Below are 15,686 nucleotides of genomic sequence, written 5' to 3' on the forward strand. Positions count from 1 at the left end.
TTGACAATGTCTTTTTATAAATAATAAAATATAACATGAATCGGCATGAGTCTAAATTCTTTTTACTTCCCAAAAAGAGTTTGACACCGACTCGAGTATTATCTCATATGAAAAGTAATCGCCGTAAAGGCGGAAGTGTGCATGTGCAGCATGTGCAGACCATTCGGTGAAATTACCGGTTTTGTGTTTGGTGAGAAGCGGTAGTTTTACAACTGCACAACCCCAGGGATATCCTGGAGAACTTAATCAACGAGGAGGTGAACAGATGCATATTGCGATCTGGATCATCATCGTTCTCGTTGTGGCTGCATTATTCTTTTGGTTCGGGTATTTTATTCGGAAGTCCCTTGCAGAAGCTAAAATTTCCAGCGCGGAGCAAGAAGCCTTAGTAATCGTGGAGAACGCGAAGAAAGAGGCGGAAGCGCAGAAGAAGGAAACGGTATTGGAGGCTAAGGACGAAGTCCATAGAATCCGTAGCGAAGCTGACAAAGAAACGCGTGAACGTCGTAATGAAATTCAACGGCAAGAAAGACGTTTGCTGCAAAAGGAAGAATCGCTGGATAAAAAGATGGAATCGCTTGAGCGAAAAGAAGAACAAGTAGCTAACAAAGAGAAACGTATTGATGAAACCCAACAGCAAATTGACGTCATTTACAAAAATCAAGTCGCTGAGCTGGAGCGTATTTCCAATCTTAGCATTGAGGACGCAAGAAGCATTATTTTAAGTAATGTAGAGCAGGAAGTTCGCCATGAAACCGCACAGATGATTAAGGAAATCGAGCAACAGGCGAAGGAAGAGGCGGATAAGAAAGCCCGTGAAATTATAACTCTTGCCATTCAACGCTGCGCAGCTGATCATGTGGCGGAAACTACGGTATCTGTAGTAACATTGCCGAATGAAGAGATGAAGGGACGGATTATCGGTCGTGAAGGCCGAAATATCCGTGCACTGGAGACTCTAACGGGTATTGACCTTATTATCGATGATACACCGGAAGCGGTTATTCTGTCGGGATTTGATCCCATCCGCCGTGAAGTCGCCCGCACAGCACTCGAGAAATTGGTTGCTGATGGACGTATTCATCCGGCACGTATTGAAGAAATGGTGGAGAAATCCCGTAAAGAAGTGGATGAACGGATTCGGGAATACGGCGAACAGGCAACCTTTGAGGTTGGTGTTCACGGATTACATCCGGATTTAATCAAGATTCTGGGACGTCTGAAATTCCGTACGAGCTACGGTCAAAACGTATTGAAGCACTCCATGGAGGTTGCTTATTTGACTGGACTTATGGCCGGTGAGCTTGGGGAAGACATCGTACTTGCAAAACGTGCAGGACTCTTGCATGATATCGGCAAAGCGCTGGATCATGAAGTGGAAGGATCACACGTTGAAATCGGTGCTGAGCTGGCAAGGAAATATAAAGAGCATCCTGTTGTGCTTAATAGTATCGCGTCTCACCACGGAGACTGTGAAGCTACCTCGGTTATCGCAATGCTGGTTGGAGCTGCTGACGCATTGTCGGCTGCAAGACCAGGAGCGAGACGGGAAACACTTGAAACGTATATCAAGCGTCTGGAGAAGCTGGAGGAAATATCCGAATCGTTCGAAGGTGTGGAGAAATCCTATGCCATCCAAGCAGGCCGCGAGGTTCGTGTTATGGTGCAGCCTGATAAGATTGACGATGCCGAAGCTTTCCGTCTAGCACGCGACATTACGAAGACCATTGAGAATGAACTGGATTATCCGGGACATATCAAAGTTACCGTTATTCGTGAGACCCGAGCGGTTGAATACGCTAAATAGGCAATAATGAGAAGTGGCGCCTTTAAAGAGGTGCCACTTTTCATTATGCAGACCCATTTAAGCTTTTGTAAGGAGGAGAATATGATCAAAGTATTATTTATCGGTGATATTGTAGGCAATACCGGAAGAAAGGCGCTGCGTGAAATGCTGCCTTCTCTAAAAAGCAAATATCAGCCACATATTATTATTGTGAATGGTGAAAATGCTGCGGCGGGAAGAGGGATTACTTCTGCTATTGCCAATGAATTCTTTAATTGGGGAGTTCATGGTATAACTATGGGCAACCATACCTGGGATAACCGGGATATCTTTGAATTTATTGATGATGAGCCGCGGATCATTCGTCCAGCTAATTTTCCGCCGGATACTCCAGGACGGGGTTACACGGTTGTGAAAGGTAATGGCAAGCAACTGGCGATTGTTAATCTGCAGGGACGTACCTTTCTGCCGGCCATCGACTGCCCTTTCCGTATAGGGGAATCCATTGTTGAAGAGCTGCGTGAGAAGCATAAGTGTATTCTCGTGGATTTCCATGCCGAAGCTACGTCAGAGAAGATCGCTATGGGATATTTCATGGATGGACGGGCTTCCATTGTAGTCGGAACACATACCCATGTACAAAGTAACGACGATGTAATACTTCCTGGCGGAACTGCATATTTGACGGATGCTGGTATGGTTGGTTCAAGAGAAGGGATTTTGGGTATGGAGAAAGATGCGGTGCTTTATAAATTCACGACCCAGCTCCCGGCACGCTTCGTGGTGGATGAAGGCAAATGGCAGCTGCACGGTTTATATGCGGAACTGGATGAAGATACCGGTGCGGCGACCCGTCTGGAGAAGATTCGTCTGCGTGAAGATGAATGGGTGATGAGTTAAAGGAGACGGATAACCGGAAATCGGACAAATTATTCAAACTTGGGTAAAATGTGATATTTATTATATCGAAAAAGTGGATCTTTTGGATTATTTTCTGCAGAATGCTTCGTAAAAAGAAGGAATTAATTCTTTTCTCTCGAATAACATCTACTGTAGTGGAAGAACACCATCATTTTTCCCAGGGGAGGTACTTATAATGGATGTATTAAAAGTATCAGCTAAATCCAATCCGAATTCCGTCGCCGGTGCATTGGCAGGTGTTCTTCGCGAACGTGGATCAGCCGAACTTCAAGCTATTGGAGCCGGAGCCTTGAACCAAGCGGTTAAAGCTGTTGCGATTGCCCGGGGATTTGTTGCACCGAGCGGTGTCGATTTGATCTGCATTCCCGCCTTCACTGATATTGTCATTGATGGAGAAGACCGGACGGCCATTAAACTGATCGTCGAACCTAGATAATTTTTATATAAGTTAAACTCTCAAAGAAACGGGGGCTTTTCCTTCATGGAAAGGCATTCCGTTTCTTTTTGCGCATATAAGTAAGAATAGCGGAATCATGGATACATACCTCTGAATGAACTGCAGCTTTATCAATATGATTTACCTAAAGGGGGACTCTAGTGAAAGCAGTATCTCAAAAAATTGTCGATTTTCATTGTGATGCCTTAAGCAAGATGCAGGAGTTGCCGGATCTTGTCTTCCTGAATGATCACCGGCTGGATGTTACCGCGGAACGAATGGATGCCGGAGGAATCCTGCTGCAGACGTTTGCAATCTATCTGTCGGCTCATAGAGGTAGCCCCCGCTTCGAAGATATAATCGGACAAATCGATCGATTCCATACCGAAGTAGAGAGGGTGGGAGGACTACAGTGGCTCCGGTGGAAGGAGGAAGCGGCAAACTTAGATAATGATAGCCGGAAGTGGGGAATGCTCTCTCTGGAGGGCGTAGAAGGTCTGGAGGGCAATTTGCTGTATGCACAGCTGATCTTCGAGCTTGGTGTACGCTTTATGGGGATTACATGGAACTATGCCAACTGGGCGGCAGACGGGGTACTAGAACGGCGAAACGGTGGATTCACGGAGAAAGGCCGCAAGCTGGTGGAGTGGTGCAATGCCAGTGGCATGCTGCTGGATGTATCTCATTTGTCCGAGGCGGGGTTTTGGGAGCTGGCAGAACTCAGCACCAGACCGTTTATTGCTTCGCATTCTAATGCTGCAGCCGTATGCAGACACCCGCGCAATCTAAGGGACGAACAAATTCGTGCCATCATTGAAATGGACGGGTTAATGGGCCTAACCTTCTACCCATGGTTCGTTAATGAGTCGGGTGAAGCTGGTACAGGTGATCTGCTAAAACATCTGGAGCATGTCTGCAGTCTGGGTGGAGAACGCCACATTATGTTTGGTTCTGATTTTGACGGAATTGACATCAAGGTCAAAGGTCTGGAACATCCAGGTTGTTATCCGGAGTTTGCGGAACAGCTTCTCAAGCATTTTCCGGAAGAAATCGTCAACGGTTGGTTGCACGGTAATGCAATTTCTTATTTAGTAAACCATTTGCCGTCTCATGCAACAAAAGGGTGACAATCTTGTTCCAAATTGTCGAATTGTCGAAAATATGTAGTGAGGTTCCATTATATTTTGGAAGAATAAGTTGTATAATGTTTAATGCTTGTACAGATAATAGAGAAAATACGAGGAGTTGACTTACAATGAGTAAGACTGTACCCGTAGGTGTGTCGGCCCGACATATTCACCTAACGCAGGAGCATGTGGAGGCGCTGTTTGGAGCTGGCTACCAGCTGACTGAATTCAAACCGCTTTCCCAACCAGGACAATTCGCCGCAAATGAGCAAGTAGCGGTCATTGGTACTAAAGGTAAATTTGAAAAGGTAAGAATTCTGGGACCTGCCCGTCCGGCATCCCAACTTGAAGTATCCCGCACGGATGCATTCGCTCTGGGTGTTAAAGCACCAGTTCGTGAATCCGGAAGCATAGAAGGTACTCCAGGCATTACGCTTAAAGGCCCGCATGGCGAAGTTGAATTGGACAAAGGTGTTATCATTGCAGCCCGTCACATTCACTTTCATACCTCTGAAGCTGAAGCTTGGGGCATTTCCGACAAGCAGCTTCTAAAAGTACGCCTGGGTGGCGAACGCGGTCTTGTACTTGAGAACGTGATCGCACGTGTGGCTGATAGTTTTGCGCTGGACATGCACATTGACACGGACGAAGCTAACGCTGCAGGTGCCAATAACGGAGATACTGCTGAAATTATCGATTAGTCTATAATACAAGGAAATATCGGAGACGGAGGAGAAATCCTCCGTTTTTTTATTAAAAATAAATGAATGTATCAAGTTTTGCATGAAAACGTGGTATGATAAGTGTACAAGAGGCCGTTTCTTGTGAGCGGTGCATCATTTCCTCTTGAATAAGTATGATCTTTTCTTGTAGAGAACCATGTCCGTTCAATCAGCTTCACAAAATAATGGTTACAGGGAAAAGAGGAAACGAATATGAATATTAACTTAAGTTTTACGCCAAAGGGTAAAGCAGCCATTGAAAAGTTTACGAATGATGAACTGATTGAGGTGTTCACCCGCTACACTAATACATTAACTAAAAAGTATTCCGTTGATTTCAAGGTGCCGGCAGAAGTGAATACAGACATCGTTGCAGATGGCGCATTGAACATGAACCTGAGTAATGTGAAATGTGATATCAATCATTTTTTCAGAGAACTGGGCAGAGATGTTAAAGTTCCACTGAAGAAAAGAATGGGTACTGGAACTTTGGATAATGTCTTCAAAGTGGTCGTAAGAGAGCAATAAGATTACAGATATAGGGCATCTGCCGATAAGTGGTTATCGGTTGGTGCAGTATTATATGAATAATCGTGAAGGGAGGGCCTAATGCAGGTCTCTCTTTTTTTGTCATGTTAAAGTCATTTGGTATACTGGAATCAGGAGGGGTGAGTATGGAGAATAAAGTGCAATCCGTGGAAGAATTGATCACCGGGCCAGCAGAAAGATCAGCATAGAAGAGTACATCCGGAGATATGAAGCGTCGTTGAGAAGATAATGATGTAACAATACAGCTAAAAGATACAAAGAAGACCGCCCTGTTCAGTCGTTGACTGAGAGGGCGGTCTTTATTTTACGCGGGAAGAAGTCCATAAGTGGAGAGGTACTTGCTCAACTCCTGCTGTAACGCCGGGCTAATGGACGTCATAGGCAGGCGCAGAGTATCGGAAGCGATAGTGCCGCTTTCGCTCAGTACCCATTTGATCGGTGCAGGATTGGATTCCTTGAACAGTAGCTGGATAAAGGGAATAAGCTGTTCAAACGCCATTTTCGCAATCTCTGTTTGTCCTGAACGATAGGCATCATAGATCTGGATGAATTCTGCCGGCTGTACATTGGCTGAAGCCAGCATGCCTCCAGCGGCTCCGCAGTCAAGCATGTCGAAGAACTTGAGGTCATCTCCGCACAGAATCGGCTTTGAGCCAAGCTGTGTCAGCTCTGTGGTCAGCTTAGGGCTGCCCGAGCAATCCTTCAGGCCTACCACATTATCTAGCTCCAGGATGGTACGGGCGGTATCTACAGTCATGCCAACACCGGCACGCCCCGGGATATCATAAGCAATAATAGGAACGCCTACCTCAGCAGCTTTACGGAAGTGAGCAATAATGCCTTCCTGAGACGGACGGCTGTAGTAAGGTACGACCACGAGCACAGCATCGACCCCAAGATTAGCAGCAAGTTCTGTCCGTCTGACAGTAGAAGCTGTGTCGTTGGTTCCTGTGCCAACTACGAGTGGGATGGACGTGGATTTCAAAAGCTCTTGGGATGCCTTCACGAGAACCTGCAGCTCGTCGGTGGTTACCGTCGGGGATTCTCCAGTAGTGCCATTCACGACGAGACCCTGAATCCGGTGAGCGATAATTTTCTGCACATAAGACTGGTACGAATTCAAGTCGACTTCGCCTGCTGCATTGAACGGGGTTACAACGGGTACATAGACACCATAAATCTGTTGCTCTGTCAGCATGAGTAATCGTCCTCCAACTTATTGTAATAAAATATAAGGATCTGCTTACAAGGACTGCGCAGCCGTTACTACTTAGAACCGTATTTATATGTTTCGAGCTGTGTATGATCTGTAGTGGCTTCCTGAGATGTCGATTCATCTTGCTATTAACTTTACTTTAGCATGGAAATTGCCATCGGTGTTAGCTATAATAAATGATATGCTTCATCAAAATTATTGATGTCAGGGTGATCCTATGGATATGACCTATTTGCGGACCTTCTATGAAGTGGCCAAAAAACAAAGCTTCACCCGTGCGGCTGAAGAATTGGGGTATGCTCAGTCCAGTGTAACGATGCAGATCCAGAAGCTAGAGAAGGAATATGGTGTTCCGCTCCTGGAAAGGCATGGACGGCAACTGCGGCTTACTCCCCCGGGTGAAGAGCTCCTGAAGCTTTGTGTGGAGATTCTGGATCTGTACGACCGTTCTAAAGAGACGATCGCCCAGCAAATCGGCGGAACGCTGACCATCGGAACGATTGATTCACTGGCTGCCTATTACTTGCCGCCTTTTCTACAGCAGCTGAGAACCCGGTTCCCCGGACTAAATATACATTTGCAGACTGATAAGGAAGCGAATTTGGTGGCGAAGATAAAAGAAGGGGAAGTGGATATTGGTCTGATGTTGGACCGTAGCCTGGCTGATTCCTCGCTGAACCGCACGATTATCCGTGAGGAGCCGCTTGTTCTGATCGCTCCGGGCGACCACCCGCTGGCCAGCCGTGAGAAAGTGGAGATGCTGGATCTCAATAACTGCGAATTTATCGTCTCGGAGGAAAGCTGCATTTACCGGAGTCTGTTTGAGAATTTATTAAAAGAGCATGGCATTATCTACCGGATCGGCTTCGAGCTGTCGAACCTGGAGGCAATCAAACGTTGTGTGATGAACGGACTGGGTATTGCTCTGCTGCCCAAGATTGTTGCCCAGGAAGAAATTAGCCGGGGAAATCTGACCGAGTTGCCATTTATTCATCCGGAGATCCATTTCGACCTGCAACTGCTGATTCATCCGAAAAAGTGGAAATCTCAACCGCTGCAATATTTGATTCAAATGCTTCAGGAGGATGCGATCGCGGGCATTCCGGTAATCTAAATAGCAGTAGAAGCCCTTATTGACCGGTGATCAGTAAGGGCTTATTTTGTCGTGCAAAGAGATGAGGCAAATCTATACAAAGAACATGCTTAGATATAATAGCGGTGATGATGAGTGACAATAAAATTAATAGAAGTTTATCGCCCTCAGCTCAGCTGTCCTGCCCGTGAAGTCGTCTCCTCATTACGCCGGGAGTGCAGCCGTAAGTCTTACGGAAGATGCGGATGAAATAATTCGTCTCCATGCCGAGGTTGGCGGCAATGTCCTGGATCGGAATGGCAGTGTTCTCCGTAAGTATCTGTAAGGCGCGTTCAAGGCGAAGATCCTGCAAATATTGATGCGGGGTAATACCGTACTCCTGAAGGAACAGCCGCTGGAAATGCTGGACAGAATAACCGACCGCACTGGCGAGATTTGAGATCAGGAGTGGCTCGGTAAAATGCCCATTAATAAGCTCTACGGCTTTCTGTAAAGCCCCGCCACGGATTTCTCCGGAGCGGGGCTTATTCATTGTACCTGGAGACTGGCTCGGTATGCGAAGCATCAGGAGCAGCTTGTACAGCATCACTGAAAGCCCCTGCATGGATTCTTCATCATGGCGTACCGCAGGCTGAGGGTTAGCTCCATGCCAGAGGTTGCCTATCTCACTCCAGCATTCTTCAAAGGAGACAGGATGAAAAGGGGAGGAGGGGAGCATACCGGCGCGTTCAAGAAAATCATGACAAGAACTTCCGCTTAATCCGACAAAGCCCACATGCCAGGGCTCATGTGACAGAGGATAATATTCATGACCCCGGTCCGGCGGAAAAGAAAAGGCCATTCCCGGTTCAAGTATATTGTCGGTACCGCTCTCCAGATCACGGAATAATCCGCTGCCGCTGCGGATAAGAAAGATCTGATGCACGGGAAAACCAGCCGGACGTACGTGATGATACTGGACGTGCCGTCCGACGGAATACGGATATACAGGGTAGCTGTCGATATCGCGCGGCATTTCAATAAGTGAGAAGGGAAGGATGGCATTCACCTCATATTCATTTTGTGCTATTCAGTTGCTATTAAAATCCTACATATATAAACGTTATATCTTATATTATAACTAGTATAAATTATAATATCCGATCTGGACAACAAATATCGATGGACATAATAAGAGAAAAGTCCCATTCAAATCCAGACGCGTAGATTGAGAGGATGAGCAATAGTAATGAGTATTCAATTTCCAGCAGTCAGCAGCAAAGTTCCAGTCATGCTACATGGCGCCGACTATAATCCTGAGCAATGGCTCCGATATCCGGAAGTGCTGAAAGAGGACATCCGGTTGATGAAGCTGGCTGGCTGTAATGTGATGTCGGTCGGGATCTTCTCCTGGGTGTCCCTGGAGCCGGAGGAAGGTGTCTTCACATTCGACTGGCTTGATGGCGTACTGGACTCTTTTGCAGAGAATGGCATCTTTGCCTTCCTGGCGACCCCAAGCGGAGCCCGTCCGGCCTGGATGTCGGAGAAATACCCTGAGGTACTGCGGGTAGAGAAGAATCGTGTGCGTAATCTTCATGGTGTCCGCCACAACCATTGCTTCACTTCCCCTGTATACCGCGAGAAGACTGCCATTATTAATGCGAAGCTGGCTGAGCGTTATGCCCATCACCCGGCGGTTATCGGCTGGCATATTTCCAATGAGTTCGGCGGGGAATGTCACTGCGGTTATTGCCAAGATGCTTTTAAGGCTTGGTTGAAGGAAAAATATAATAATAGCCTAGATGAGTTGAACCATGCGTGGTGGGCAACTTTCTGGAGTCATACCTACACCTCATGGGATCAGGTTGAATCTCCTGCACCTCATGGCGAAACACAGGTTCACGGGCTTAACCTGGATTGGAGACGGTTCGTGAGTGAGCAGACGATTGATTTCTGCCGCCATGAGATGGAAGCAGTCCGCGGATATAACCGGGGTCTGCCGATCACAACGAACATGCATATGATCGACGGTATTGATTACCGTAAGCTGGCAGACATCCTGGATGTGGTATCATGGGACGCTTACCCGGATTGGGGATATACCGAGGATGGCGACGATTCCCGGCTTGCAGCTTGGACAGCGATGCATCATGATATGTTCCGCACATTTAAAAAGAAGCCATTTCTGCTTATGGAAAGCACGCCATCACTCACCAACTGGCAGTCCGTCAGCAAGCTGAAGCGTCCCGGAATGCATAAACTGTCGTCACTTCAAGCGGTTGCACATGGTTCAGATTCGGTGCAGTACTTCCAGTGGCGCAAAAGCCGCGGCTCCAGTGAGAAATTCCATGGTGCGGTGATTGATCATAGTGGACATGCGGAAACCCGCGTCTTCCGCGATGTGGCTGAAGTAGGCAAGACGTTGGCAGGCTTGACTGAGGTAGTGGGTACATCTACACCTGTGCAGACAGCTATTATCTACGACTGGGACAACCGCTGGGCGATCAAGGATGCTCAGGGTATCCGTAATTCCGGGCTGAAATACGAAGAAACGGTATTGGAACATTACCGTGCTCTATGGGAGCTGGGGATTCCGGTGGACATCATCGGATCGGGTGATGACTTATCGGACTATAAGCTGGTTATCGCTCCGATGCTGTATCTGATCAGTGAAGAGAATGGCAAGCGGATTGAGAACTATGTCGAGCAGGGCGGTAATTTCCTGGCGACTTACTGGTCTGGTGTGGTGGGTGAGACAGATCTTTGTCATTTGGGAGGATTTCCTGGACCGCTGCGCAGAACTCTGGGCATTTGGGCAGAGGAGACGGAGGGGTTGCACAGCCGTGATATGAATGGGCTTGTGATGTCGGGTGGTAATGCACTTCAACTGACAGGAGATTTCGATGCCCATGAGATTGCTGAATTAATCCATCTGGAGGGTGCGGAGGCACTGGGACATTACCGGAATGATTTTTATGCCGGCCGTCCGGCACTGACGTTAAACCGCCTCGGTGAAGGTCGTGCTTACCACTTGGCTGTGCGGGTGAAAGATTCGGCATTTTATGTAGGGTTATATGCAGCAATTACAGCCAAAGCTGGCATTCGCCGCACGCTGGCGAGTGAATTACCTCAAGGTGTAACGGCACAGTTACGTACAAACGGAGAGTTTGACTATATCTTTGTGCAGAACTTCAGCGGGATAGAGCAGAACGTTGAGCTGGATAAACACAGCTATACCGATCTGGAGTCCGGACAAGAAGTAGCGGGGACAGTAACCCTGCCTGTGAACGGACTGTTGATACTGAAGCGAGAGCATATCTAGAATGGTATGAGTAATAAGAGAGAACCTGCGTGCAGCTGCGGGTTCTCTCTTTTTTTGGGATGGAAGGGGGAGGAAATAAAAAAGAAGGCGTCCCATAGGACGCCTTTAATAAGGAAAACTTAACCGGACTACTATTATCTAGCCAACCATCCGCCATCAACGTTCAGGATATGGCCGTTCAGGTAATCGGAAGCGGCAGATGCCAGGAAGACAGCAGGTCCTTTAAGATCTTCAGGCGTACCCCAACGTCCTGCAGGAATACGATCCAGGATAGAATCGGAACGCTTCTGATCAGCACGGATCGGAGCTGTATTTTCAGTAGCCATGTATCCAGGAGCAATTGCATTGATATTCAGACCGGAACCAGCCCACTCATTGGCAAAAGCTTTAGTAAGACCTGCTACAGCATGCTTACTTGCAGTGTATCCAGGTACATTGATTCCGCCTTGGTAGGAGAGCATAGAGCAGATGTTGATGATTTTACCGGAGCCCCTTTCCAGCATGTGACGGCCGGCGATTTGGGACAACAGGAATACAGTGTTTTGGTTTAGGTTGATAACGTCGAACCAGTCTTTTTCGCTGTGGTCTTTAGCTGGAGTACGGCGGATCATACCCGCGCAGTTAACGAGGATATCCACTTTACCGGTAAACTCAACCGCTTTGTCGAACATGCCTTGAAGTGTACTGTGATCGCTTAGGTCGCATTCGAGGCTAAGTGCTTTAACGCCGAAAGCTTCAGCGGCAGCAACGGTTTCTTCGCTGGAGAACAGGGATGCGGAGATCACATCTGCGCCTGCTTCTGCAAAAGCCAATGCGATCCCTTGTCCAAGACCTTGACCAGCACCGGTTACGATGGCTGTTTTACCTTTTAAGCTGAATAAAGATGACATTTAATATTCTCTCCTTCTGTATGCACGATGTGTATTTTGTAAGGCTTAAGTGTGTTTTGAATTACCCGCATTCAATGTTGACGCCTGCACTTCGGAACTGTTCCACAGTCTCGGCAGGGAGGCCGCTGTCTGTTAGCAGCACGTCTACTTCCTGCAGTGAAGCGAACGTGCGCAGCGCGGTATGACCAAATTTGTGATGATCCACAACGGCATACACCTTCCGCGCTGTGGAGACAAGCGCTTGCTTATATTCGATGAAGTCCCCGGTGTAGATAGAGAGTCCTTGTTCTATATTTACTGCGGTAGCCGACAGAAAAGCTTTTTGTATATTAAGACTTTTTACATAAGAGACAGCTTCCTGCCCTGCAAGCATGTTGCGGACACGGTAGCCCCCGGGCACGACGAGACGGATATTATCCTTAGGTGCAAGCTCGCTGATGATGTATACGTCATTGGTTACTACGGTTAGGGACATATTATCCAGTCTGCGGGCGATCTCCAGCGTCGTACTGCCGCCGTCCAATGCCACGATGTCATCCTGTTCAATATGAGAAAGTGCGCGCAGAGCAATCTCCGTTTTTTCATCCGAATATTTAACCAGCGGTGCTTTGGAAGGCAGTATGCCGAACTGGTCGCTTTGCGCGAGCACGGCTCCTCCGTGCACTCGGACGAGCAGACCTTGCTCCTCCAGCTTGCTGAGATCTTCGCGGATCGTTTTTCCCGTTACCTGGAGCTTTTCGCTCAGCTCATTGACCGTTACATCTTTTTGGTTCAGCATAACTTCCATAATCATCTCGTGGCGTCGTATAGGGTTCATGGCTGTCCTCATCTTTCCGAAAGAGAAATTTCCCTCTATTGTAATTCTTTTATGGAGAGTGCGTCCATATCATCATAACGTTTGTTGTCTCCGGCCATGCTCCAGATGAAGGTATAGTTGTGTGTACCTACACCGCTGTGGATGGACCAGCTTGGAGAAATAACGGCTTGCTCGTTATGCATTACAATATGACGGGTTTCTGTAGGCTCGCCCATCAGGTGGAATACCGCCTGATCTTCCGGAAGATCGAAATAGAAGTAAGCCTCCATGCGGCGCGGGTGAGTGTGGGAAGGCATCGTGTTCCACATGCTGCCCGGCTTAAGCTGGGTCATGCCCATAACAAGCTGCGCGCTTTGAACGCCATTAGTATGAATAAAGCGGTGGATTGTACGTTCATTTGCATTCTCCGTTCCGCCCATAGCACCGGATTCGGATTCAGCCAGAGTTGTTTTGGTAGTAGGGTAGGAATGGTGTGCAGGAGCGGAATTCAGGTAGAATTTAGCCGGTTTTGCGCTGTCTGCGCTTTTGAAAATAACGTCCTTCGCGCCTTGTCCTACGTACAGGCATTCTTTGGTGTCGATTTCATATTCAGTTCCGTCTACGAGCACAGTTCCTTTGCCGCCAACATTGATAACACCCAGCTCACGGCGTTCCAGGAAGTAGGAAACACCCAGCTCTTTAAGATCGGTGGTCAGAACAACGTCCTTTGTTACAGGATGTGCGCCGCCGACGATCATGCGGTCTTCGTGGGTCAGAACAAGCTTCAGTTCATCCGCAGCGAAAATCACCGGAATGTGGAATTCCTTGCGCAAGCGCGCAGTATCGAATTGTTTGACTTCGTTTGGATGGGAAGCAAAACGTCTTTCCATGAAATATTCAATCTCCTTTTATACTAAGGTGGTTTGTATAAGTACAATTTACTCCATTTACGTTCATTTAACAAGTGATAATCTTTTTTAGTACGTTTAATTTGGTTTACATGGTGGTTTGTAGTGTTGTCATGTGTATGTTATGGGAGTGCGATGAGAATGGGGAATAGAGGGCTGAGTAGGTTAGAGAGGGGGTAAATGATTCTGTTTAGTATTTCCTCTATAACTCTACTGGTCAAAAGGTTTATTATAGAGATATAGTGACACCGCGAGCCCAAAAGGACAAACTTCTAGCAGATCTTAGGGACAACTTCGAAAGCGGTTACTCTATTATCAAAACGATAACTGTTGTGGGGGGAATGAATGATGTCAGAGACAGAATATCGTATAGAGAAAGACTTCCTCGGCAGTAAGCAGGTCGAAATAAACGCCTATTACGGGATTCAGACACTACGTGCGGTGGAGAATTTTCCGATTACGGGCTACCGGGTGCATCATGAATTGATCAAAGCCATGGGTATTGTGAAAAAAGCGGCCGCTTTGGCCAATATGGATATAGGCAGGCTTTATAAAGGGCTTGGTGAAGTGATTGTGCAGGCCGCCTCAGAGATTATCGAGGGCAAATGGAATGATCAATTTATTGTAGATCCTATCCAGGGCGGTGCAGGAACTTCACTTAATATGAATGCAAACGAAGTTATTGCGAACCGTGGGCTGGAACTGCTCGGACAGTCTAAAGGGGATTACAAGCACTTAAGCCCGAACTCCCATGTCAATATGGCGCAGTCCACTAACGATGCATTTCCGACGGCGATCCACATTGCCACACTTTCACTGGTGAACCAGCTGCTAGTGACCATGCGGACGATGCACGGGGTATTCGCTGCTAAAGCCGTAGAATTTGATCCGGTTATCAAAATGGGCCGCACCCATCTGCAGGATGCTGTGCCGATCCGTCTTGGACAGGAGTTTGAGGCATACAGCAGGGTGCTGGAGCGGGACATCAAACGGATTGAGGCTTGCCGCCAGCATTTATATGAAGTCAATATGGGAGCGACCGCAGTCGGAACAGGGCTGAATGCTGATCCCCGCTATATTGAACTTGTTGTGAAATATTTGGCCGAGCTCAGCGAACTGCCGCTGGTCACTGCTGATCATCTGGTAGATGCGACGCAGAATACCGATGCCTACACGGAAGTGTCCGCAGCACTCAAGGTATGTATGATGAACATGTCCAAAATCGCGAACGATTTGCGGCTCATGGCTTCCGGCCCTCGTTCGGGTTTTAATGAGATTACGCTTCCCGCCCGTCAGCCCGGTTCGTCCATCATGCCGGGTAAGGTGAATCCGGTTATGGCGGAAGTCATTAATCAGGTAGCCTTTCAGGTCATCGGCAATGATCATACGATCTGCCTGGCTTCGCAGGCCGGACAGCTTGAACTCAACGTGATGGAGCCCGTGCTGGTGTTCAATCTTATTCAGTCGATTAGTATCATGAACAATGCCTTTAAGGTGTTCACGGAGTACTGCCTTGCGGGTATCGAGGCGAACAAGGAGAAGCTGGCGCAGGAAGTAGAACGCAGCGTGGGTATCATTACAGCCGTTAATCCGCACTTGGGATATGAAGTGGTATCACGGATTGCGCGAGAGGCGATATTGACCGGAGAATCGGTCCGGGCGCTCTGTTTAAAGTATAATGTGCTAACCGAGGAAGAACTGAGCATTATTCTCGATCCGTACGAAATGACACATCCCGGTATTGCCGGAGCATCACTGCTGAGTAGGGAATAATGTATCCAAAAGGCTGGAGCGGAAATTGCATCTGCTGACCGGCAGCTTTAAGAATCTCCACAGGACGCGCGAAAGCGCCGAGCGTGGGGATTTTCAATTTCACTATCTTGCTCTTACATTCCAAAAGGCTTACAGCAGGGACTGACCGGGGGTATACTGACTATAGAG

At 47.7% G+C, this 15,686-nt stretch carries 14 protein-coding genes; 9 read left to right on the forward strand and 5 right to left on the reverse strand.

The window, feature by feature from the left end; translation table 11 throughout:
- The first annotated feature begins 265 nt into the window (after positions 1–265).
- From rny to ACAN55_RS00515, 6 genes are all read left to right on the forward strand, one after another.
- Positions 266–1,807, forward strand: a complete 1,542-nt coding sequence (gene rny / locus ACAN55_RS00490; protein ID WP_379126678.1) for a ribonuclease Y — start codon at positions 266–268, stop codon at positions 1,805–1,807.
- 84 nt (positions 1,808–1,891) lie between these two features.
- The gene (locus ACAN55_RS00495; protein WP_379127527.1) at positions 1,892–2,686 is read left to right on the forward strand and encodes a TIGR00282 family metallophosphoesterase; all 795 of its coding nucleotides are present in this window, start codon (positions 1,892–1,894) and stop codon (positions 2,684–2,686) included.
- 196 nt (positions 2,687–2,882) lie between these two features.
- Positions 2,883–3,143, forward strand: a complete 261-nt coding sequence (locus ACAN55_RS00500; RefSeq protein ID WP_019910496.1) for a stage V sporulation protein S — start codon at positions 2,883–2,885, stop codon at positions 3,141–3,143.
- Positions 3,144–3,304: 161 nt separating this feature from the next.
- On the forward strand, positions 3,305–4,270 hold the full coding sequence (locus ACAN55_RS00505) for a dipeptidase (protein ID WP_379126683.1): 966 nt from the start codon (positions 3,305–3,307) through the stop codon (positions 4,268–4,270).
- Between the two features lie 128 nt (positions 4,271–4,398).
- Positions 4,399–4,971, forward strand: coding sequence for a phosphate propanoyltransferase (locus ACAN55_RS00510; RefSeq protein WP_379126685.1), 573 nt, complete (start codon positions 4,399–4,401; stop codon positions 4,969–4,971).
- Between the two features lie 234 nt (positions 4,972–5,205).
- Positions 5,206–5,520, forward strand: coding sequence for a hypothetical protein (locus ACAN55_RS00515; protein ID WP_379126687.1), 315 nt, complete (start codon positions 5,206–5,208; stop codon positions 5,518–5,520).
- Between the two features lie 325 nt (positions 5,521–5,845).
- Here ACAN55_RS00515 and dapA read toward each other — a convergent pair whose 3' ends face one another.
- Positions 5,846–6,739, reverse strand: a complete 894-nt coding sequence (dapA, locus tag ACAN55_RS00520; protein WP_379126689.1) for a 4-hydroxy-tetrahydrodipicolinate synthase — start codon at positions 6,737–6,739, stop codon at positions 5,846–5,848.
- Positions 6,740–6,974: 235 nt separating this feature from the next.
- On the opposite strand from dapA, the gene ACAN55_RS00525 reads away from it, so the two are divergent.
- The gene (locus ACAN55_RS00525; protein WP_379126691.1) at positions 6,975–7,871 is read left to right on the forward strand and encodes a LysR family transcriptional regulator; all 897 of its coding nucleotides are present in this window, start codon (positions 6,975–6,977) and stop codon (positions 7,869–7,871) included.
- A gap of 151 nt (positions 7,872–8,022) precedes the next feature.
- Here the strand turns inward: ACAN55_RS00525 and ACAN55_RS00530 are convergent, their stop codons facing one another.
- The gene (locus tag ACAN55_RS00530) at positions 8,023–8,865 is read right to left on the reverse strand and encodes an AraC family transcriptional regulator (RefSeq protein WP_379126693.1); all 843 of its coding nucleotides are present in this window, start codon (positions 8,863–8,865) and stop codon (positions 8,023–8,025) included.
- Between the two features lie 213 nt (positions 8,866–9,078).
- Between ACAN55_RS00530 and ACAN55_RS00535 the strand changes: the two genes are divergently transcribed.
- Positions 9,079–11,151, forward strand: coding sequence for a beta-galactosidase (locus ACAN55_RS00535; RefSeq protein WP_379126695.1), 2,073 nt, complete (start codon positions 9,079–9,081; stop codon positions 11,149–11,151).
- A gap of 134 nt (positions 11,152–11,285) precedes the next feature.
- Here the strand turns inward: ACAN55_RS00535 and kduD are convergent, their stop codons facing one another.
- From kduD to kduI, 3 genes are all read right to left on the reverse strand, one after another.
- Positions 11,286–12,041, reverse strand: a complete 756-nt coding sequence (gene kduD, locus ACAN55_RS00540; RefSeq protein ID WP_379126697.1) for a 2-dehydro-3-deoxy-D-gluconate 5-dehydrogenase KduD — start codon at positions 12,039–12,041, stop codon at positions 11,286–11,288.
- Between the two features lie 61 nt (positions 12,042–12,102).
- On the reverse strand, positions 12,103–12,858 hold the full coding sequence (locus tag ACAN55_RS00545; RefSeq protein WP_379126699.1) for a DeoR/GlpR family DNA-binding transcription regulator: 756 nt from the start codon (positions 12,856–12,858) through the stop codon (positions 12,103–12,105).
- Between the two features lie 35 nt (positions 12,859–12,893).
- Entirely contained in the window at positions 12,894–13,727 is an 834-nt protein-coding gene (kduI, locus tag ACAN55_RS00550) for a 5-dehydro-4-deoxy-D-glucuronate isomerase (RefSeq protein ID WP_379126702.1), read from the reverse strand.
- Positions 13,728–14,090: 363 nt separating this feature from the next.
- Here kduI and aspA point away from each other — a divergent pair, with 363 nt between their 5' ends.
- Entirely contained in the window at positions 14,091–15,518 is a 1,428-nt protein-coding gene (gene aspA / locus ACAN55_RS00555; RefSeq protein ID WP_379126704.1) for an aspartate ammonia-lyase, read from the forward strand.
- The last annotated feature ends 168 nt before the right edge of the window (positions 15,519–15,686 follow it).

The sequence above is a fragment of the Paenibacillus oryziterrae genome (assembly GCF_042610485.1).
GTDB lineage: Bacteria > Bacillota > Bacilli > Paenibacillales > Paenibacillaceae > Paenibacillus_AQ.

Excerpts from the sequence above, each read along its gene's own strand:
- rny (WP_379126678.1), top strand. The coding sequence starts at position 266 with ATGCATATTGCGATCTGGATCATCATCGTTCTCGTTGTGGCTGCATTA.
- ACAN55_RS00500 (WP_019910496.1), top strand. The coding sequence starts at position 2,883 with ATGGATGTATTAAAAGTATCAGCTAAATCCAATCCGAATTCCGTCGCC.
- ACAN55_RS00530 (WP_379126693.1), bottom strand. The coding sequence starts at position 8,865 with ATGCCGCGCGATATCGACAGCTACCCTGTATATCCGTATTCCGTCGGA.
- kduD (WP_379126697.1), bottom strand. The coding sequence starts at position 12,041 with ATGTCATCTTTATTCAGCTTAAAAGGTAAAACAGCCATCGTAACCGGT.
- kduI (WP_379126702.1), bottom strand. The coding sequence starts at position 13,727 with ATGGAAAGACGTTTTGCTTCCCATCCAAACGAAGTCAAACAATTCGAT.
- ACAN55_RS00515 (WP_379126687.1), top strand. The coding sequence starts at position 5,206 with ATGAATATTAACTTAAGTTTTACGCCAAAGGGTAAAGCAGCCATTGAA.
- dapA (WP_379126689.1), bottom strand. The coding sequence starts at position 6,739 with ATGCTGACAGAGCAACAGATTTATGGTGTCTATGTACCCGTTGTAACC.
- ACAN55_RS00525 (WP_379126691.1), top strand. The coding sequence starts at position 6,975 with ATGGATATGACCTATTTGCGGACCTTCTATGAAGTGGCCAAAAAACAA.
- ACAN55_RS00545 (WP_379126699.1), bottom strand. The coding sequence starts at position 12,858 with ATGAACCCTATACGACGCCACGAGATGATTATGGAAGTTATGCTGAAC.
- ACAN55_RS00535 (WP_379126695.1), top strand. The coding sequence starts at position 9,079 with ATGAGTATTCAATTTCCAGCAGTCAGCAGCAAAGTTCCAGTCATGCTA.
- aspA (WP_379126704.1), top strand. The coding sequence starts at position 14,091 with ATGATGTCAGAGACAGAATATCGTATAGAGAAAGACTTCCTCGGCAGT.
- ACAN55_RS00510 (WP_379126685.1), top strand. The coding sequence starts at position 4,399 with ATGAGTAAGACTGTACCCGTAGGTGTGTCGGCCCGACATATTCACCTA.